General features: G+C 30.5%; 13 protein-coding genes and 1 pseudogene. 3 read left to right on the top strand and 11 right to left on the bottom strand.

Translation table 11 applies throughout. The annotated features are described in order from the left end of the window. Positions 1-921 precede the first annotated feature (921 nt). The 9 genes from rfbG to AC1Q8L_RS23830 form a co-directional block, all read right to left on the bottom strand. Positions 922-2,010, bottom strand: coding sequence for a CDP-glucose 4,6-dehydratase (gene rfbG, locus AC1Q8L_RS23870; RefSeq protein WP_000934344.1), 1,089 nt, complete (start codon positions 2,008-2,010; stop codon positions 922-924). A 28-nt stretch (positions 2,011-2,038) separates the two neighbouring features. Continuing rightward, positions 2,039-2,998 carry an NAD-dependent epimerase/dehydratase family protein gene (locus AC1Q8L_RS23865; RefSeq protein ID WP_000561952.1) on the bottom strand — a complete coding sequence of 320 codons (960 nt, stop codon included), beginning with the start codon at positions 2,996-2,998 and terminating at the stop codon, positions 2,039-2,041. Between the two features lie 82 nt (positions 2,999-3,080). Then, a complete protein-coding gene (locus AC1Q8L_RS23860; protein WP_001087519.1) occupies positions 3,081-5,147 on the bottom strand; it encodes a hypothetical protein in 2,067 nt (688 codons plus the stop codon). A gap of 20 nt (positions 5,148-5,167) precedes the next feature. Beyond that, positions 5,168-5,917: a sugar phosphate nucleotidyltransferase gene (locus AC1Q8L_RS23855; RefSeq protein WP_000864429.1), complete on the bottom strand. Its 750-nt coding sequence runs from the start codon at positions 5,915-5,917 to the stop codon at positions 5,168-5,170. Positions 5,918-6,480: 563 nt separating this feature from the next. Beyond that, a complete protein-coding gene (locus AC1Q8L_RS23850) occupies positions 6,481-7,155 on the bottom strand; it encodes a papain-like cysteine peptidase (protein ID WP_492339512.1) in 675 nt (224 codons plus the stop codon). 430 nt (positions 7,156-7,585) lie between these two features. Beyond that, positions 7,586-8,713, bottom strand: a complete 1,128-nt coding sequence (locus AC1Q8L_RS23845) for a Ger(x)C family spore germination protein (RefSeq protein WP_492339511.1) — start codon at positions 8,711-8,713, stop codon at positions 7,586-7,588. Next, complete coding sequence (locus AC1Q8L_RS23840) at positions 8,710-9,813, bottom strand: GerAB/ArcD/ProY family transporter (protein WP_000527368.1); 1,104 nt, start codon at positions 9,811-9,813, stop codon at positions 8,710-8,712. The genes AC1Q8L_RS23845 and AC1Q8L_RS23840 overlap by 4 nt, the downstream gene beginning before the upstream one ends. Before the next feature lies 1 nt (position 9,814). Beyond that, the gene (locus tag AC1Q8L_RS23835; protein WP_025117941.1) at positions 9,815-11,308 is read right to left on the bottom strand and encodes a spore germination protein; all 1,494 of its coding nucleotides are present in this window, start codon (positions 11,306-11,308) and stop codon (positions 9,815-9,817) included. 857 nt (positions 11,309-12,165) lie between these two features. After that, positions 12,166-13,209, bottom strand: coding sequence for a Fic family protein (locus AC1Q8L_RS23830; RefSeq protein ID WP_001204217.1), 1,044 nt, complete (start codon positions 13,207-13,209; stop codon positions 12,166-12,168). A gap of 1,295 nt (positions 13,210-14,504) precedes the next feature. Here AC1Q8L_RS23830 and AC1Q8L_RS23825 point away from each other — a divergent pair. Beyond that, positions 14,505-15,881, top strand: coding sequence for a lytic polysaccharide monooxygenase (locus tag AC1Q8L_RS23825; protein ID WP_001049843.1), 1,377 nt, complete (start codon positions 14,505-14,507; stop codon positions 15,879-15,881). Positions 15,882-16,152: 271 nt separating this feature from the next. Here AC1Q8L_RS23825 and AC1Q8L_RS23820 read toward each other — a convergent pair whose 3' ends face one another. Both AC1Q8L_RS23820 and AC1Q8L_RS23815 read right to left on the bottom strand, forming a co-directional pair. Then, positions 16,153-17,568, bottom strand: coding sequence for a phosphatidylinositol-specific phospholipase C (locus AC1Q8L_RS23820; protein WP_025117942.1), 1,416 nt, complete (start codon positions 17,566-17,568; stop codon positions 16,153-16,155). A 412-nt stretch (positions 17,569-17,980) separates the two neighbouring features. Continuing rightward, a complete protein-coding gene (locus AC1Q8L_RS23815) occupies positions 17,981-18,550 on the bottom strand; it encodes a hypothetical protein (RefSeq protein ID WP_000782798.1) in 570 nt (189 codons plus the stop codon). 709 nt (positions 18,551-19,259) lie between these two features. Here AC1Q8L_RS23815 and AC1Q8L_RS23810 point away from each other — a divergent pair. Both AC1Q8L_RS23810 and AC1Q8L_RS23805 read left to right on the top strand, forming a co-directional pair. Continuing rightward, positions 19,260-20,459, top strand: coding sequence for an FAD/NAD(P)-binding oxidoreductase (locus tag AC1Q8L_RS23810; RefSeq protein WP_000857343.1), 1,200 nt, complete (start codon positions 19,260-19,262; stop codon positions 20,457-20,459). 66 nt (positions 20,460-20,525) lie between these two features. Further along, positions 20,526-20,696, top strand: a pseudogene (locus tag AC1Q8L_RS23805) (MBL fold metallo-hydrolase); the annotation flags it as partial.

Genomic DNA, 20,696 nt, shown 5'->3' with positions numbered 1-20,696 from the left:
TATACGTTCTATTAGGTGAACTAAGAAACTGTGATTGAAGATTTATGAAATTTCCTTTTCTTAAAACGGATCAATTACATATTACTTTTTAAATTGTTTATCAGATACTATAGTATGTATTACAAACAAATATATAAATCTTGTGTGTGTAAATAAGAAGAGAATAAAGAAAACAAAAAAAGAACTTGTAAGAATTCCTACAAGTCCTTATTTAGATAATGTAAAAAGGTGAAACAGAATACCTCATTATTTTTAATAGGGAAATTATCTTACTTATGGCTTGGTTTTATAGAAGATTTGTTCTTATTGTTGATTAAAGGGAAATTTAAGACTGGTAAGGGGAAAGTGCATAAAAGAGAAAGTCTCCTTTACTTATTCTGAAAAGATAATTCAAAAAGCTATTTGTGTATAGAATAAGCTATGCATAAATTCATCAACATTGGTGATAATAAATAAGAGAATCAATATATAAGCATAAACTTGTTAAAGCTCAGTGTAATTCTATAAATAGTAGATATAATTATCTGAAAAATAACATTATTTACTTTTCGAGTAGGGTAAGTAGAAAAAAATAGGAAGTTTTTCTTTGAAGAAAGCTCTTTTGACAGGAATAGATTTTTTCATAACTAGAACAAATAAATTAATAATCGCATATACTGTATTGTCGTTAAAGCAAGACATTATTTTCTCAGAACAAGGGAATCACTAGAAAAATACGTGATTCCTTTATTCTTCAATATAATATCAATAGTTGATTTGAAATAACCGAAGAAATAAAATCTTTGTTAATGGACAATCACATAATTTTAGGTATAGTAGGTTTATAATTTAGACTATAAAAATTAATGTGTCTTTTATTATTTAACCAAGAAGACTCACTCCATAAGGAACTCACAGCAAGTATGAGCATGTGGGAGTAGTTCAAAGCATGCAATATTGTTTGATTTGGCTAATACATAGATTTATCATCTCAGAACTGGTGTAAGAATTATAATGTTTATACCATTCTATTGTATTTTCTAAAGTCTGTTGTAGGGACCATTTTGGCTGCCAATTAAGATTGAATTTTGCTTTGCTAATGTCAAGATTCAGTAAATTTGCTTCATGGAAATTTATTGGACCTATATTTTCTGCTGTCCAATCCCCGCAGCCCCAAATATCTAGTAAACTGGTCACTAATTTTTCTACTGGAACAATATTGCTTAGGGATGGCCCGAAGTTCCATGCTCCTGAATAAAGGATACCATTATTTATAATTTTTTCTGTAAGGAGTAAATACCCGCTTAAGGGTTCTAGTACATGTTGCCAGGGTCTAATAGCAGTAGGGTTTCTAATAATAATGTTTTTGTTTGATTCTAATGCTCGTATACAATCAGGAATAATTCTATCTATTGACCAATCGCCACCACCAATTACATTACCAGCTCGAACGCTTGCAATTATTTTCTTGTGTTGAGAAAAGTTTTCTTCTGAAAAGTAAGAATTTCGATAGGAAGAAATTAAAAGTTCGCAGCATCCTTTACTTGAGCTATATATGTCATGGCCGCCCATAGGGTCAATTTCACGATAACCCCAAGGCCATTCTTTATTTTCATAGCACTTGTCACTTGTCACCATAATTCCTATTTTAGCTGATTCATGTAATCGAATTGCCTCTAGTACATTCATAGTTCCTACAACGTTTACCTCGTATGTTTCTCTAGGATATTCATATGAATACTTAACTAGAGGTTGGGCAGCTAAATGGAATACAATTTCAGGTTTATAATCTGTAAAAACCTTATTTAATTTATTAAAATCTCTAATGTCTCCACGAATATCAATTATATTATTTTGAAGGTTAGTAATGTTAAAGTTATCATTTTTATTTTTAGGATCTAATGAATATCCGATTACAGTAGCACCTAATTCATTCAACCATAGGGATAACCAAGAACCTTTAAAACCAGTATGTCCAGTAATTAAAATTGTTTTTCCGTAAAAAGCATTATTAAAGTTTTGGTTTAACAATTAGTCCACCTCCTTTAGTACCCTATTTTTAGGGGGTTAGGTATAAATGTTTATTATTTTTATACCAATTAACAGTTTTTATAATTCCTTCTTCAATATTAATTCTAGGTTCCCAGGAAAGAGAGTTTTTTATTTTTTGCACATCTGCTTCAGGAACCCATCTTTCATTTGTTCTAGAGGAAATTGCACCGTAATTTGGTCTGGAATTGGTTTTCAAATGTTTGAATAATAATTCTACATAATGTTTCAAGGGGTGAATAGTGCCGCTCCCAATATTAAAGATTTCATTTTGTACAGTAGTATTTTCTACTGCTAGGATACAGGCATCTATTACATTTTCTATATAACAATAATCTCTTAATTGATTACATAAAGTTAAATTTACATCTTTGTTTTGTAATACTCGCAAGATTATATAGCTAAAAATTTTATGCGGCTCTTCGCCTTCTCCGAATATGCCAAAAGGTCTTAATGTTATAAGATTAATATTGTTTTCGCTAGCAATTTGATGGGCGAGTATAGTAGCAGCAGCTTTGGTACTTCCATAGATATCCACAGGAGTTAGTAACATATTTTCATGAATAGGTTCCATCTTGTTACCGTATTCAGAACTACTCCCAAAATTGATGATTTTTTTACAATTCACCAATTTTGCTGCTTGAATAATGTTACAAGTCCCTATAACATTTGTTTCTATAGCATGGATGTAATCTGTATGGGCAGAATTTACACCATAGGCTGCCAGGTGAAAGATATAATCGGGATTAATTTTCTTTATTGCATCTTGTACTTGTTTTTTATCTCGTATATCTATTTCATAGGTTTCAATATATTTTAGAATATCCTTTAGTCTCCAAGAGTTTGATGGTGTTCTTATGAAAAGAACAATTTTTGCTTGTAAATTTAAAAGTCTTCGTGCCAAGTGAGAACCAATAAAACCGTATCCACCAGTAATAAGGAAAGTTTTATTTTTAAATGAAGCAATCATAGTGATAATCTATCCTTTATTAAGATGTATTTTTAGTTGCTGAAATAAATAGATTTATTTTTAAATAAGGAAAGTATCAGTCTTAATTGTGATGAGGGGAGGGGTATTTAAAATGATTTTTTATTGTTGTTGTATCAATTTGGTCAGCAAATAAAGAGGAGGGAGATTTTTGAAAAGTATTATGAAGGGTATGACATGTCTTGTTCAATTGTTCAATATAAGGAATGTATATATAATCTAAAACTGCTGGAGGTAATTCTAAAGTTTCTTGTTTCCATAAATCGAACTCGTTTGGATTAATAATTTGCATACTTCCAAAATGAAAAGCTATTAATTCATCTTGATCAATAAAAACTTTATTATCTGTTTTAGATATAGAACTGCTATTTAAAATGACATTCCAAGGTGCTGCATCAATACCTTTATGAGTCATGATTTTTATATTAGAAAAGATGTTAGGAATGTGATTTAAATATTTTTGGTCACCCCATCTATTCATTTCAACATCATAATGATTATTACAATATTCTAGGCATTTATCTTTCCACCATGTTAAAATTTCTTTACTATTTTGATCGTTTTTGAAGCCTACTAAACCAGCTTGGTATATACCGTGTATGCTTTCAATTGCAGTAGAGCTTCTTTGAGGGCAAAGGAATACAGAGTATTTCCACCACTCATCAAGAATGATATTAGGTGCTGTAAAGAAATACATATCAGCATCACAATATATAATGTGATCAACTTCCGGATAAAGACTAAGGACATGTAGACATAGGGGCGCTTTTAATGTCCAACAATATTCTTGTAAACTTCTATCATTTTTTATACTGAGGAGTTCATGATTTTCAATTTCTTTTACTGGAATTAGTATGGCGTGCTTTAATTTTAATTTCTCTAATATTTGATAAGTTAAATCATCCATACAACAGATCCATACAGTAAATTTAGCGTTGAAATTTTCTAAGGAATAATAAGAGGTCAATCCTTGAATTAATCGTTCTTTACTTATAATCATGGAAAAGTTCATAAAATGATTGGATTGATTCATTTTTCTTCTTAATTGTGAATCTTTATATAAAGTTTGAGCTTTATTTATATCTTTTTTACTTAAAAATTGTTTAGTATCTTTATTGAATTTATCCTTTAATTGCTTTAAAACAAATTGAATTCTCTCTAAATACGGAGTGTAAATATGGTTTAATATATTATTGGGTATTGAAATTTCTCCCAAAGACCAAAGGTCAAAATCATTTTCAGTAAAGATAGTAATACATGCAAAATGGTAAACAACTAGTTTGTCGTTTTCAATAAATACATCGTTTTTAGTCTTGTCAATTTTATAATCGTTATTATATATACAGTTCCAAGGCGCAGCATTTATACCTAAGTTATTTGAAATTTTTACTTTTGGAAAATATATAGGGATATAATCTAAATACTTTTGGTCTCCAAATTTCCCCTCCTCAGCCTCGGCACTGCACCAATCTATACATTTATTTTTCCACCATCTTACACTTTTTAGTCCATAGAGATCATTCTTAAATCCAATTAGACCGGCCTGATATTTTCCATACATCTTTTCTACCCAATCACGATCTCTTTGGGGGGTTAGGAAAATAGAATGGTCACCCCATTCCTCAAAAATAATATTAGGGTCAGAGAAAAAGCATAAATCACCATCACAATATAGAATAGATGGTAAATCATAATTGACCAATAAATATTCTATCAAGACAGATTTTAAAGTCCAACAATATTCATTTACTTTTCTTTTTCTCTTAATTGCTTTTAGTTCACGATCTTCTAATTCTTCAACTTGTAAAAGGTTTACATTAATTAAACTCATTTCTTTTAATAGTGAATATGCAAAAGGATCTATACAACAAATCCACAATGTGAATTTTTCTGAGTACTGCATTAGTGATTGCTGTAAAGCAATAATTTTCAAGACATACTCACTACCTACAATGACGCAGAAATGATTATTTAGATCATGTTGTTGATTATAGAATTGGGGATGTCTTTTTTGAGTATTTTTTTTGGAGAGATTTGAAGCTTTAATTCCTGTTGAAAGTGGGTTAACTATTTTCTCATTAGAGGGGATATACAATCGAGGTAAACTTATTTTTTTATCATTAGAGTTCAATGCTTATTCAGTCCTCTCCACTAAAATTTATTTGGATTCCAACTTTCATTTACAGTTTTTAAATCTTTAGGTGTATCGACACTAGCCCAAAAGTCATTGTGTTCATAGACTGCGAGCTCATTGTCTTTTATTAAATTTCGAAGAGGATCTTCTTCTAGAACACAATCATCATTATTACTTAAATAATCGAATATTTCTTTGTTAAATACAAAAAACCCGCCATTAATTACTTCATCAAGTAATGGTTTTTCTTTAAAATCAATAGCAATTCCATCTTCGACCTCCAATAGGCCGTATTGACTATTTTTTTTAATTCCAGTTAATGTAGCAATTTTTCCTTTTTCTTTATGGAATGCTATTAGTTGATCAATATCTATATTGGCTAATCCGTCACCATAAGTTAATAAAAAGGTTTCACCCTGTACAAAGGATTCAAGTTTTTTTAGTCTTGCCCCGGTCATTGTATCAATTCCTGTATCTATAAAGTGTATATTCCAATTTTCTAATTCCTGAAGTAGCGTATATTGACTGGTTTTAAAATTCAAACTAAAGTCATTCTCTTTCCAGCTAAAGTCCATAAAATATTCTTTAATTTTCTCACCTTTATATCCTAAGGGCAAAATGAAATCAGAATGTCCATATTTTCTATACCAATTCATTATATGCAAGAGGAGAGGCTTTCCTTGAACTCGAACTAATGGTTTGGGAATGTCCTCTAAAATTCCTTGCATCCGAAGCCCTTTTCCGCCACACAAAATTATGACTTTCATAGATTTATTTCCTTCCTCTCTATATATTTTACTAATTTAAACTATGTAGTTTGTTTGATAAATGTATACACGGTTGTACCATAATGACAATCAACTAAAAAATATATGTTAGATTTATAATTCAAATGCTGATTAAACGTGAAGAATACGCACTGTAGTTTATTCTCAATCTTATGTAAATTAGGTTATTTTAAAATCAATGCTTTATTTTATTTAATACTAATGAAAGAAATTGCTTGTTTATAAGATAAAAGAAGGGGAGGGGAAACAAGGGAATTGAAGAAGCTTATAATGAAAAATCTAAGAAGGAAATTAACTATTTAAAGGAAAAGTGAACAAATATTAAATTGTAGATTTTACAAATTAAAAAAAGAGCACCGTATAAAGGTGCTCTAGTGATGGAATCAATTTTGTAAAGAACCATTTATTCAATAAAGAAGGACTTATGAATTATTATATGAACGGTTTATTAATTAAGTGTGTATCAATTAGATGGGAATTTTATTTCTCTACACCTATTTTAATTTACTGGCAAAATCATGTTAAAAGTAAGAAGGAAAGTATTAAGTTAATGTTATTTTATTTAAAATATAATCCCAATCGGAATCATCACCTTCCCATCTATCCTGATAACGTGGGAGTTCAATTGAACAAACCCTTGATATTCCCCAATTTTGTTCAACGATATTAGATATATCCTCCTTAAAATTGACAATAAGAATATTAAAATCTTTATTTGTAATTTCGGATAATACGTTTTTTAATTCAATCGCTTCATCTCGATTTCCCCAAATCCTAATGAATAAAATCGATTCACTACTATTTATTTTTTCAAGGAATCGATTAATTCTAGTGTCTAATTTAGCTTTAAAAGAAGGATAAGTTGATTTCCAATTCTTTTCTGAGTCAATAGGAAAGTCATGCATTGAAAAACAATTATAATAAGTGTCCTTTATACAATAGGTAATTCGTTCTGCCCATTTAGTTTGATTATCAAATTCTGATTCAATAAGACCGTAACTTTCTGAACCTTCTATGACCATATTTTCCAACTTCATAAATTTTTCAAACCGACTTTGAAGTAATCTGTTTACATCTGAAAGTGATGGATAATAAAACCAATCTAAAGGTCCAGAAAATGTTCTTAAATGGTGCCTTTTGATTTGGTTAGTGACTTGACACAATTCTCCTAAACTTACAATTACGCCATAGGATTTTTGTATATCATCTAGGTTCATCCTCATCATCCTTTTTAAAAGTAATTTAAATTATCTATTCAGTATATGATGCAATAACATATTGATGTGGACATATATATCAAAGTACATAGAGCTAAGGCATTTGTATAAACTTTAAAAGTTAAGATACCTAAGTTAAGGAATTTTATCTTTGACGTTATATCATAGAGTTGCTATTGGAATGAAAACTGGTAGGGATATTGCACCAGAGTTATTTACTCTCCAGTAACTTAAATTAGAAACCAGTCCTTGATTACTGTAGTAAAATTGTTGTCTTTTTAAAAGAATACTTAGATAAAAAAAGAAAACCCTATTGGTTAGCATTTAACGAGTAGAGTTTTCTTTGAATTAGCACCTTTTACATGATAAATATTGAAGAGGGAAAACCCACTTAGAAAAACTTTTAAGCAGAAAAATAGACTAGTCTATTTTAATTTCTAATGGTCCCAGTATCTTTTATTTTGACGTGTGTCTTTACATTTATTTTAGCCTCTGCTAACGCTTGCAACCAATCTCCTTTTACTTTTTTCCACTCTTTATATTGAAATGCTCTAGCATATAGGGATAATCCGATTGGATCAATTTTATTCTGCTGTATTTCATACAACATATTTTGTAAATTATTATTAATTTCTTTTTGAATGGAACTTTTTAAATTATTTATATTTTTTTTATTATCATAGTGCCCCTTAATTAAATTCGCATTGGTTTTTTCTATTAAAGCTACATTAGCATATATATCGAGATTAAATACAAACTTTCCGTTTTGAAAATTAACAAATACCTTCCTTGTCGCGTTCTGTACGAAGATAGAAGTGTTTATTTTTTTGTTGGACTTTTTAGGAGGAAGCGCAAGGTGTAGTATCATTCGCCCGCTACTTTTTTGCTTATTTATAAGATTGAAAAATTTAACATCTTTTTTAGGGATATGAGTTAAATATTTCCCTTTTCGATTTAAAAATGCAATTCCTACTGTGTCGATTTCATTCTTTGTTTTTTTGATAATTGGAACAGCTTGCGTCATTCCTTCTTCATTTTGTTCTCTCATTAATTGTTGAATTGTAGAAGAGACGGATTGGTTATTTTGAATTGACGATTCAATTACACCATTTATATAAGATGAAAGTGATGGTTTACTAGGCTTATGAATTTTAAAAATTTCTTCTGCAGGTCCATCTACAAGTACTACTTTAGCATTAATGGTAGCGTAAGGATCACGGTAAGAAGAATCAAGCTCCTGCAACCAATTTGCTTCTTGCGCTAATTTTTTCCCAATTAAAATGATTTCAGCTTTGGAAGCTGTCATAAAGCCTGTTAACTTTGTATCTATCTTACTGAATCCAGTATATACAGTTGATGCTTGTGTCCAATGTTCTATAGTACTTTTTGGTTGTTTATGATGAAAGAGTGGTATGCTTGTTCCAACTTTTATGTCTCCATTAGGGGTTCTATCCAAGCCAATTAACAGGATTAATGAAACCTTCTCAAGAGGAATTCTCTGACTACAACCAATTATATATACACAACAAATTACAATCCATATCCATTTTCGAATCAAAGTTGTTTCCTCCTAGTAATCCAAGTAAAAAGAATACTGTAAGCGAAAAATAAGATTGGTAATAGAATAAAGAAAACGACATTTAAGATATCCATAAGAGAATATATAAACAAATATTGATCCACATCGGGATTTAGGAAAATAAATAGGCCAACTATAAGTAACATAAAAGCAAGTAGCGCCCAATTGCGGGCGTTTTTTTGAAGTGAAATGGTCACAGATTCAAAACTGAAAAATAAATACGGATATATTGTAGTGGAAAATACAATTAAATAGTAAGCGATATATATAATTTCTAATCGTTCCATGAAAGAAAAACGAACCCCTTTTAACAGATGAAATACTGGCCAGATTACATCTTTTATCCCTTCTGGACTAAAGTATATATAAGAAAGGATAGTAACATATAGATAGAAAAACATGGTTCCAGTATTCGCTATTAGTAGTCCTTTTATGGCTTTTTGTTTTTTTTGTAAGAATGGGTATATATAATATGCGATTTCTAGGCCAGCATAAGGAGTAATGGTTTCTTTTGTTGCCTTTACAATAGGGTATAATCCTTCTTTAAATATAGGTAGTAGGTGTAAAGGATTGTAGTTAGTCTTTAGTGAAAAAAGAAGAAATAGCGGCATCCAAGTAGTGAAGAAGAAAACAAGCATAGAATAACTAGTAAGAGCCCTTAACCCACTCAGGGCTAAAATAATAAAAGGTAATAGTAATAATATGGTGATTTGATAAGCAGGAGTGGAAGGGAATATCCACACTTTTACAATATCAGTTGCCTTTAATAAAGTATTAAATCCAGCAAAAAATAGATAAAAGGCATATGCAAGAAAAAGAATTGTCCCTATCCATTTACCAAAGTATGTTTTTAAGATTTGTGAGAAATTTTTGTTAGGATTTTTTTGTAACATTAATATAATAAATACACCGATTATAGAAGTAACTATCCATCCGAGAATGATCGAAATCCAGCCATCTGTACCAGCAGTAGTAGCAAGTGGGCTTGGCATAATTAACATACCAGATGCGAGTTGCAGCGAATGAATGAAAATAATAAATTCGAATAAAGTTACTTTTTGGAACTTAAGATTCCCCATGTTAACCACCTTCTTTTTTCTTTCTTTGTTTCGGCTGTCCTGTACTCGAGCGGGTGGTAATCATCGAAATAGGAAATCTTACAAAAGAATCTTTTAACTCTTGGAGACGAAATGGTGCGATTGGCATTCCGTATGGTGAACCATAGGAAGTTAGTGAAACAAAATGAGCAAATAAGAGCATTAATCCACTAACAATACCTACAATCCCATAAAAGTAAGCCAATAACATCATTGGAAAACGGATAAGGCGTATAGAACTTGATAAATCATAATTAGAAACAATAAATGAAGCAATGGCTGTAATAGATACGATAATAACCATAACGTTACTAACAAGACCAGCTTGAACAGCTGCCTGTCCAATTACAATCCCTCCAACGATTCCAATAGTTTGTCCAATTGGTTGTGGTAAGCGAATGCCAGCTTCACGTAGCATTTCTAGTGTAATTTCCATTATAAAAGCTTCCAATAAGGGGGAGAAAGGGACTTTGACTCTTGATGTTGCAATAGAAGTGTATAAGTCTATAGGAATAATTTCAAAGTGAAAAGAGACTATAGCAATATAAAATGCGGGTAAAAAAATAGCTATAATAAATCCTGCAAATCGTAATAAGCGAAAAAATGATGCGATGAGCCAATGAATATTATAGTCATCTGGGGTTTGAAAAAATCCAATCAAATTCATCGGAACAACCATTGCACCAGGGGATCTATCCATTAATACTGCTACTTTCCCATCAAGTATATGATTTGAAATGGCGTCTGGGCGCTCGCTTAAATACGCCTGTGGAAAAGGAGTCCAATTTTGATCTTTTGTATAATTAGATAGCTCTCCAATACTTAATACCGCATCTGTTTTGATTTTACAGATTCTAGTTTCAATTTCTTGGACTACATCTGCGTTTGCTACATCACCTAAGTAAATTAAATAGACTAAAGAAGTGGCTCTTTCTCCAATCGTCAGCTTTTTGATTTTTAACTCTGTAGAAGGAATATATCGACGGATAAGACCTATATTTTTTGTGGCATTTTCAATAAATCCATCATGGGATCCTTTTATAGTAACTTCTGAAATTGGCTCTTGAATTGCTCTCTCTGCCCAGCCTTTTGTATTTATTAGAAGTGAACGCTTTTCTCCCTCCATAAACAGTACACATTGCCCCTCAAGTAATCCTTCTTTAATTTCATTCCATGTATATACTATTTTGGTATGAGTAGCAATAATATTAGAATTAAATATTTGACTGTCTTCATTTACTTCTTGTAATAATGTTGTAACAACATTGGTTTTTAATGCAACACCATCTGTAAGGCCTTCGAAATAATATAGTAAAATATTCGTGTTTGTTTTTAATTGCAAAGGATGTTCAATTAAATCTGCACTAATATCAAAGATGTTATCTAATGTATTTTTAAGTTCTTTTAAGTTACTTGTTTGGATCTTTTCAATGGTTTTATCTGTCTTAGTTTCTAAGGTCTCTTCATTTAAGGACAAAATTGACACCTCTTTAATATATAACGATTAGTTGTATTTATTATTTTTATATGATTGAATTTTATTCACTAATTTAAACTAATTGGAGATAAGAATTAATAAATTTGATGTGCTATATTATTAATTCAATAATTGGGAGCAAAAAGCAGATGTAATTTGTGTGGAAATTTCAGTATTAAGATAGAATTGAAATTTGAATGATTATAATAAAAAGAGCCCTTGATAGGTTCTTTTTTTAGTTGGTAAATATGATGTCAACAATAGATGGCGATAAAGGTAGTAATTTAGATGTCTTTATGTTAATCTGCTAAATTTTGTAAGGCGAATTCTTTTTTTCATACCTTCATACTCAATGAAAAAGGATATTTCATTTATTTGGGTGTTCTAGTGTATTTTAATTTTGCGCACCAACAAATTTTGTTTAGGGACAAAATGCGTTTTCTTAATTATCAGAAAAAACAGTGCGACAAAATTCCTATTAATTATTTTGGTAGGTATCAAATATTTCTTTGACCTTATTTTCTTGATATTACCGTACGTTTATATGTTTCTAAGGGAAAGGAATACTTTCATTTTTATTACCATCTATTGTTTGATTAAGATGGTAACATGAAAGTGAAACGTTTACAACCAGAAAATAAAGAAAAAATATTAAAATACGACTTTTTTCGACAATCATTCTATGTTTATATTTCATTTTATTATAGGAAAAGGCGGGGGAAAGCGGACCTTTTCCTATAAAATGTTTTGTTGGAATTAGAAATAACTAAAAAAGTAATATTATCTTAAAATTAAAATGAAATTCAATGATAAGGTTATAATTGAATTTTTAAACCTCATGTGTATTGAAAGTATGGTCAAATCTTAATCCACGTTGCGTTTCTTCCTTTTGTAACTAGCTTAATATGGCCAAACACTTGCAAGGAATTTAAAGCCTTACTGATTGTACTTTCTGCAATGTCTGGATAAGTGTTACGAATACTTTCCTTAGTAAAGGGTTGTTTTTGTTTAAGTATAAAATCCTGAATTCTCTCAACTTTAGTATGTTTACATATAGAATCTAGAACTGTGTTATGTAGATCTTTGTAAGCCTCTAATATAATGGTTAAAAACGTTTTTAACCAAAAGCTATTATTATGTTCCTCGCAGTACCAATTCACCGAAGATTTATAAATCGAATTGTAATAATCAGATTCGTTTTTCTTAATATATTTATCCAAACATACATATTTTACAAATGTATGTCCACTCTTAATTAACAGCAATTGCATTAACATAAATGCCAGCCTGTTATTACCTTGATTGAAAGGGACTATGCAATAAAAATTTAATATAAAACGAGCTATTAATAAAAGTGAATGTAGCCCCTTACTAGTATTTAATGAGTTGTATTGATCACATAATTGCTCCATAAACCGTGGGATAAGTTCATGCGGAAGAATGCGGTAACTATTCAAGTGCATTCCATGTTCTGGAACTCCTGGAATAATAAAAGGTTTTTCACGCCATTTGGCACTGTCAGAGGTAATATAATGTATTAGTTGAAAATGTAATTCCTGTATAGTTGCTGGATTAATTAATAAAGTACAGGAGTTTTTATGTACAAAAGAAAGTGTTTGATAATAGCAGAAAATAGCATCTTCAGAAATATTTTGAGGTACTATATCATCTAAAATAAGTTCTTTTAATCTTTTATTAGGAACTTTTATATCCTCATAAATAGTTGTGAAATTTTTTATGTAATGTAGTGGTATAGTTTTTTCTAAACTATTAAATATGTCAGGGTTTTGTTCCTGATAGGCAGCTAATTTTCCTTTGAATTCGCTAATTTCACTTATTAAATTGATTAACCTCCTTTTTAATTCAATATTTTTGTACTTATCATCAAAAAAGTCTCTCATTTTTGTTCCTCCTGTAACCCCTTAACACGTTGTTGCATATATCTTTCCATTCTAAAGGTATGCCACGAAATCATTGTAAAATAAAGATATTGTAGGTCTGATTTTGAATATATATATCAGAATCTATATTTTTATTTAACAATTAAAATGTGGAAATTATAAAGAAGAATCGTTACGATTCAATTTTAATAGGCATAATCCTAACATCAAATGCAAAAATGTACAATAAAAAAATATAAAATATAAAACTATCAAATCTTTTGAAAGATTATCTAAAAGAGTTTTAAGAAGTTGTAGGTATAGATGTTCTTTGGTTTAGGAGTAAATAATAAAGCGATAATAAAGTTTTCATAGGTAATTAAAAAGTAGATAGACTATTAATTTGTGACAATTACGTGCCTAATCTATCATATACTTTTATGAGAATTCTAAAATTAAATCCTAACGAGCTGAATTTTCTATATTTAGCATAAATATTAGGGAGGCGTGCTGATGAAATGTATCATTTTATATAGAAATATGTAACGTTTAACACTCGTATTGTAAAATATTTTGACATACGTTAATTTAAATATTAGGTACAGGAACATTTAATAAAAACTCAGTACTAAAATACCCATTAAACGTTTCACCCTAAGAACTTTTCTCAAGCACACTGAAGTTCATCCTTTGTTTCTGTGCCTTATTAGATAAAAATAACACAATAAATCATCGGAATATGATAATTGAAATTGGATTTTTAAATCTTTTCTCTTTTCTTAAATATTAACAATCTCTTGATAATCTGTTTAAAGTAAGGAAATACAGGATAGAAAATGGCTATTAATAAAGAAAATACAGTTAAGCTAGATACCTTAAGTTATTTTATAAGTAATTAAGCGTTAGTTTGAATTAGTAGGGGTATTATATGTGTTTTAACCTCAAGTGTATATGTTTAAGGTTAAAGAATTTGTGAGTGGTATAAAAGTAGCGGAAGTCTGGAAGAAACGGATATAATCGGTTTCTTCTAGACTTTTTTGCTTTTTGTAATATAAAAAATTTATTTTTCCTACATGAGGAATTTTTTGTTTTAATATTTGAATTTTTTGTGAAATTAAATGGAGTTTTTATTCTTCTTTTAATACATAATGTTACAAAATTGCTTAATTGTATTTACTTTATTTTTATAGGAGATTAAAAATAATAATAAATGTACCAATTTATGAGAGATATTAATATATTAATTGACGATTTGTTCGTTTATCTCTATATTGCTATTATATTAGCGATAACAATAATATATTGGGGGGACAAGAATGAATTTGAAATTAACATCTAAATTGGAAAGATTAAGAAAAAGTAAAAAAGGAATTGGTGCTTGTGTTTTAGCTGCAGGGGTAACGGCTATCACTATGATTCCTCAAAGTGCGTATGCACATGGGTTTGTTGAAAAGCCGAGTAGTCGTGCTGCTTTATGTAGTCAGAATTATGGGGCATTAAATTTAAATTGTGGAAATGTAATGTATGAACCTCAAAGTCTAGAAGCACCTAAAGGGTTTCCCGATGGTGGACCGATTGATGGTAAAATCGCTTCGGCAGGAGGATTGTTTGGGGGTATTCTTGACCAACAAACAACAAATCGTTGGTTCAAAAACACAATTAAGGGTGGAGAAAATACATTTACATGGAAATATACAGCAGCACATTCTACAAGTAAATGGCATTATTACATTACAAAAAAAGGATGGGATCCTAATAAACCATTAACACGTGCGGAATTAGAACCAATTGGAACTGTAAAACATGACGGTTCGGCCGCATCAAATAATTTAACACATACAATTAATGTACCAACTGATCGTAATGGTTATCATGTTATTTTAGCTGTATGGGATGTAGCAGATACGTCAAATGCCTTTTATAATGTAATTGATGTAAATTTAGTAAATAATGAAACACCTGATACAGTAGCTCCAAGTCAACCAACTGAATTAAATGCCTCTAAAGTTTCTGCCAATAGTGTTGAAATAACATGGAAGGCCTCTACTGATAATATAGGTGTAAAAGAATATCAAGTGTTACGTAATGGAGAAGTAATTGATACGGTACCAGGTACAACTTTTATTGATAAAAAGTTAAAAGCAGATACGGAATATACCTATACAATAAAGGCATTAGACTCTGCTGGAAACATATCAAAAGAAAGTGAAAAACTAAAGGTTAAGACAACACATGCAATCCCAGATAAAGAGGCTCCGACTCAACCAAAAGGATTACATAGTATGGGTACAACAGCGACAACTGTTGATTTGATGTGGAGTCCGTCGGAAGATAATGTAGGTGTTGACCATTATATTGTATATAGAGAAAGCGCTGGGGTTATGAATAAAATTGGGACAGCAGCTAATACATCCTTTATAGATAAAGGTTTGAAGGCTAATACATCGTATAAATATGTAGTGACAGCGGTTGATTTAGCTGGAAATGAATCTAGTAGAAGTGATGTTTTGAATGTAACTACTAAGTTAGAGGATTCCACATATGAAAAATGGGATGCAAGAAAAGTATATACTAAAGGTGATAGAGTAGTACATGAGGGAAAAGTGTATGAAGCGGTTCAAGATCATCAAGGAAATGGCGATTCAAATTGGATTTTTGCCTTATCGCTTTGGAAGCCAGTTTTGAATAAATGATAAGCTGAAAAAGGTAGCTAACAATTTTGGATTTCTCTTTAAAAATTAAGGGCCGTTCCAAATATAATTATCTAATGGATTAAATGATATGTTAATAAAGTGAAATTTTAATCAGTGAAGGTTTTGTTCATCCCCCACTGATTATCATCCCTCACCAATCGGGCTTTTACGGGCGCCCGTTAATGCGGGATAAAATTTAAACGCCATCCTAATGTTTACGAAATGAAATTAAAAAAGAATCCCAATGGAATTCCATTGGGATTCTTTTTTTCTAATTTGTAATAGCGTATATTTTCACTGTGAATTTTCTAGTGGCACCAATTGGACTTGCAATATAATATTTAGTATTTGTGTAAGCTTCAGTCCTAGATTCATGTGAAATATTTTTCCAACGAGTAGAATCTATTCCTAGGGAAACATCAATCATTACATTGAAAGAAATAGTAGAAGGATAATCTTTTTCTGAAGGCTCAATAACCCATTTTAATTCTTTGGTACCTACAGGTAAACTATCAATTTTAAAGTTTTGGCTGGATCGATTTTGTTGCCCTGATAAAGGACTAGATTCAGATGATATTTGTGAAATTAATATTTCTTTTTCATTTGAATGTATACCATTTAATTTAATGATACTATCAATTAAACCTGGACCGGGAAAATCAGCTGCGATGATACCAGAATGTTTAATTGCGCCTTGTTGTAAGAGTTCGGTCCCAAGTGTATTCATCCCCCCATAGTATACTTGTCCGTTTCTATCGCGAGGGAAATCACTCCACGCATTAGTGGAATTCGTTTGAATCAATTTAGGACTACTGTCAGTATTTCTGCTCTCTTTTCCGCTTGCAACAAACCAAGGATATACATTATTTAAAAATGCGGCTGCGCCCCCCGTACCACTAAAATGGTTGAGATAAATTTTTCCATTATTAAAATTAATATTTGTATTTTGTAGATGGTTTTTTATCGCAATCCATTTTGTATATATTTCGTCTGGTCCGCTTCCAATTTCAAATTTATCTTGTATATTCAAACCTTCGTAATCAATCCCGTACAATTGAGTGGATGTAAAGTTTTGTAAGATTACAATTTTCCCGCGGGTATCTCCTAAAGTAGGGTTATTTCTATCTGAAGTTGGTACGGAATTAGGATCCCAAAAATATGAAGCATTAACGTTTTTATATTTTAAAAATATCTCCTCAAATGATAGAGATCCACTTTCAGGAGTAGTTTCTTCTTTTAAGCGCATTAATATTGTTTCTGTTGGATGATCTTTTAAAAATTGAATGATCTCTTTTAATACATCTTCAAACACAGCTTTTTGATTTACAACGCCATGATACATTGCAAAAGAATCTTTTACACGTTTAACACGCATATCTACATATCGAATTCCGGAATTTAATTGTTGGGATAAATCCATAGTTTGATTTCTTGTCAAATTTTCATCAAGAAAACTCGCTCCATGTAAAGCCATCGTACCGTGAGTCCCTGGAATAGATATTTCACTTATTTTTGTTGAACCTTCTATTTTCGACATCCACGATGGATTTTGATACCCTATATTGGATTCATAGGAGTAACCTGGATGACTATCAGCTAAAATAGTAGATGGTGTACTTAAACTTGCTAGTGTAATACAAGTAAGGATGCTAATTTTAAAGAAATTTCTCATTTTTATTTTGTTCATTTTTTCTCTCCTGACCTTTAAACAATTGTTAGATGATTTTTTACTATATTTATTGTTTTTCATTTTTAAGATAATAAATTTTTGTATATAAAAATAATTAACAATAGGAGGAGTAAGTTATTTGAGACTTTAATAATTTTTTATTATAAATTGTCCCTAATAGCCAAACGGATTCTTGAAAACTCGAAGTATAGCCTCCAAAAAACAACTGTTTATCGTATTCAATACAAACAAAACAGAAGTCCTAAAAAAGACTTCTATTTTGTGACATATAATGAATGATAAGGTGGTAAACAAATCAAGATAATGTGATTGAGTGGTAAAAATTTATTAATAGCTGTTTTAGAATCTCTTATAACAAGGCTGATTACAAAAAGCGGATCTCTACACTGCTAATAAAAATTGAAAAATTCTACTCATTAAAACTTAGACTAACTACAGTTGCAATTGATTGGGCTGCATGTTCCCAGCTTCCATCTATAACTTTACCAATCTGCTGACCAAGTGCATTTAAATCATTTGGATTAACTGGAATTCCATTATACGCAGCAAGAATTGATAAAAGTGGAGCAGCAAATGGTGTCCAACCACCTCTATCAATATTAAATACAGGTTTATCTAGTACCTTTCCATCTTGTACTGTAAACTCATAATAAAATTGATCATCTGGACGAAAACTTAAATGATGAGAGATTTGCCCCTTAACATATTTTTTTCCTGCACCTAGATTTACTACTTCTATTTCTTTTACATTAAATTCATGTTCAAATACTTTAATTTTTTTGACTTCTGGACCATTTAAGGCAGCTTGAACGGCTGTTTCCAAATTGTTTTGTGCAAAAGGTTGAATACTTAATTGTGCCTCTTTTAGTTGAATAGGAGCCTCCTTTTCTGCAGCAAACACCGAGGTAGTAGGTAGTGCACCTGTAGCTAACGTAGCTGCAAGTGCCGTTGTCATCATGATTTTTCGTTTCATCTTCATAGTTTTCCTTCCTCTCTTAAAGTTATGATATATAATTTTTTAAGATTGACACGGTACAATTTTTTTCATAATGCACGCAAAAAACTGGTTTAAGAACTATGTGAAAAACGTGTCGGAAAATTAAAATTAATTATATATGTATTTTAAATGATATATATCTACACATATTTTTTCAATTTTTAGATAAATTAAACAGTCATTACTGCATAAGAGTCAATTTAGCACTTTATTTATCTATACACTTCCTATAAACACATTTAGTTCATAGTAAAAGTAATATATTTGATATTAAATGTCTTGCATAATGCGATAAAATTTCACAATTTTTTATCAATATATACAGAAAAAAAGTAACGAAACTTAAGTGATATTTAGTACTTTTCATATTTGTGAAGTATGTGAATTTGCCTATTGTAACATCTAAGATGTTAGATGTTGTTTTTTAAACATTACTTATCCGGATTCATGAAAAGTATTTTAATATATTATCTTTATTTTATATAACAATATATAGTTTTAGTGTTAAAACTAAAATATGGAAGTAACATAGGGGATTTACGCATATAGTAATGTTGATGGTAAAATTAACAAAATTTTCATTTAAATCAGATAAAGCTATGATGTTTTTAACTTATAATAATGTTACTACGATGAAAAAATGGCTACTAATTAGTTAATTTAAAAATCAATTTTAGATAGGAAGAGGATAATGAAGACCAGAGATACTTATAAAATTATTGTAATTGGTGCTGGGACTGCAGGAATATCTTCTACTGCACATTTATTAAGAAATATCCCCCTATTGAAAGAAAGTATAGCGATTATTGATCCGTCAAAAAAACATTATTTTCAGCCACTATGGAGTTTAGTGGGGGGAGGAATTGTTTCAAAGGAAAGTACAATGCGTGATCAAGAATCGCTTATTCCAAAAGGGGCAACGTGGATCCCTAAAAGTGTTGTTAAGTTATTTCCGGATGAAAATAAGATACTGTTAGATGACGGACTGCTGCTTGAGTATGAAATTCTTATTGTAGCAGCTGGTATACAAATAAATTGGGAAGGTATTAAAGGCTTAAAAGAATCTATTGGGACTAATGGGGTATGTAGCAATTATTCTTATACATATGTTGATTCTACTTGGAGAGAAATCGAAAAATTTAAAGGAGGAAATGCGCTTTTTACCCACCCTAATACTCCTATTAAATGCGGTGGTGCTCCACAAAAAATTATGTATTTAGCAGAGGAGTATTTTTGTAATAGTGGTGTAAGAAACAGAAGTGAAGTAATGTTTTATTCTGCAAACAGTAACATCTTTCAGGTTCCGCGATATGCAAATACTTTAGAACAAGTACTAGAAAGAAAGCAAATTATAACGAACTATAATAAAAACTTAGTAGAGATTATCGCTGAAAAAAGAGAGGCAATTTTTGAAGATACGCAAACACTAAAAAGAGAAACCGTACCATATAGTATGATACATGTTGTTCCACCAATGGGGCCACCTAATTTTATTAAAGAGAGTGAGATAAGTGATCATCAGGGATGGGTAGATATAAGCCCTTATACTTTGCAGCATGTGCAATATAAAAATATTTTTGGACTTGGAGATTGTACCAATTTACCTACCTCTAAAACTGGAGCAGCAATTCGAAAACAAATACCCGTCTTAAAACGAAATATTATGGACGTACTTAGCGGAAGAGATTTACAGGCTAAATATGATGGATATACATCATGTCCGATTGTTACAGGATATAAAAGTCTTATACTCGCTGAATTTAACTATGAACATGAGCCCCAAGAAACGTTTCCATTTAATCAAGCGAAAGAACGATATAGTATGTTTTTACTTAAAAGATATATGTTGCCATATATGTATTGGAATTTAATGTTGAAAGGGATTCTATAGGAGAAGATAAAAAGTGGTTACAAAAATTGAAAATCAATTTGAAATAACTAATTGGAGGGAATAGCTATGCTTTTAAAATATTTTTATGATGAAAAATTAGCACATGCTTCCTATTTAGTCGGTTGTCAGAAAGAAGGCGTAGCAATCGTTGTTGATCCCAGTCGCTATATAGAACAATATATAGAATTTGCTAAGAAAGAGGGGATGGAAGTAATTGCTGCGGCTGAGACTCACATT

The sequence above is a fragment of the Bacillus sp. GW823-FHT06A11 genome, assembly GCF_058795355.1.
Note: the sequence above shows the minus strand (reverse complement) of the source record. Positions and strands in the feature narration are given on the sequence as shown.

Bases quoted from the DNA above. Each gene is read 5' to 3' on its own strand.
- AC1Q8L_RS23865 (WP_000561952.1), bottom strand. From the start codon at position 2,998: ATGATTGCTTCATTTAAAAATAAAACTTTCCTTATTACTGGTGGATAC.
- AC1Q8L_RS23855 (WP_000864429.1), bottom strand. From the start codon at position 5,917: ATGAAAGTCATAATTTTGTGTGGCGGAAAAGGGCTTCGGATGCAAGGA.
- AC1Q8L_RS23850 (WP_492339512.1), bottom strand. From the start codon at position 7,155: ATGAACCTAGATGATATACAAAAATCCTATGGCGTAATTGTAAGTTTA.
- AC1Q8L_RS23840 (WP_000527368.1), bottom strand. From the start codon at position 9,813: ATGGGGAATCTTAAGTTCCAAAAAGTAACTTTATTCGAATTTATTATT.
- AC1Q8L_RS23830 (WP_001204217.1), bottom strand. From the start codon at position 13,209: ATGAGAGACTTTTTTGATGATAAGTACAAAAATATTGAATTAAAAAGG.
- AC1Q8L_RS23825 (WP_001049843.1), top strand. From the start codon at position 14,505: ATGAATTTGAAATTAACATCTAAATTGGAAAGATTAAGAAAAAGTAAA.
- AC1Q8L_RS23820 (WP_025117942.1), bottom strand. From the start codon at position 17,568: ATGAACAAAATAAAAATGAGAAATTTCTTTAAAATTAGCATCCTTACT.
- AC1Q8L_RS23815 (WP_000782798.1), bottom strand. From the start codon at position 18,550: ATGAAGATGAAACGAAAAATCATGATGACAACGGCACTTGCAGCTACG.
- AC1Q8L_RS23810 (WP_000857343.1), top strand. From the start codon at position 19,260: ATGAAGACCAGAGATACTTATAAAATTATTGTAATTGGTGCTGGGACT.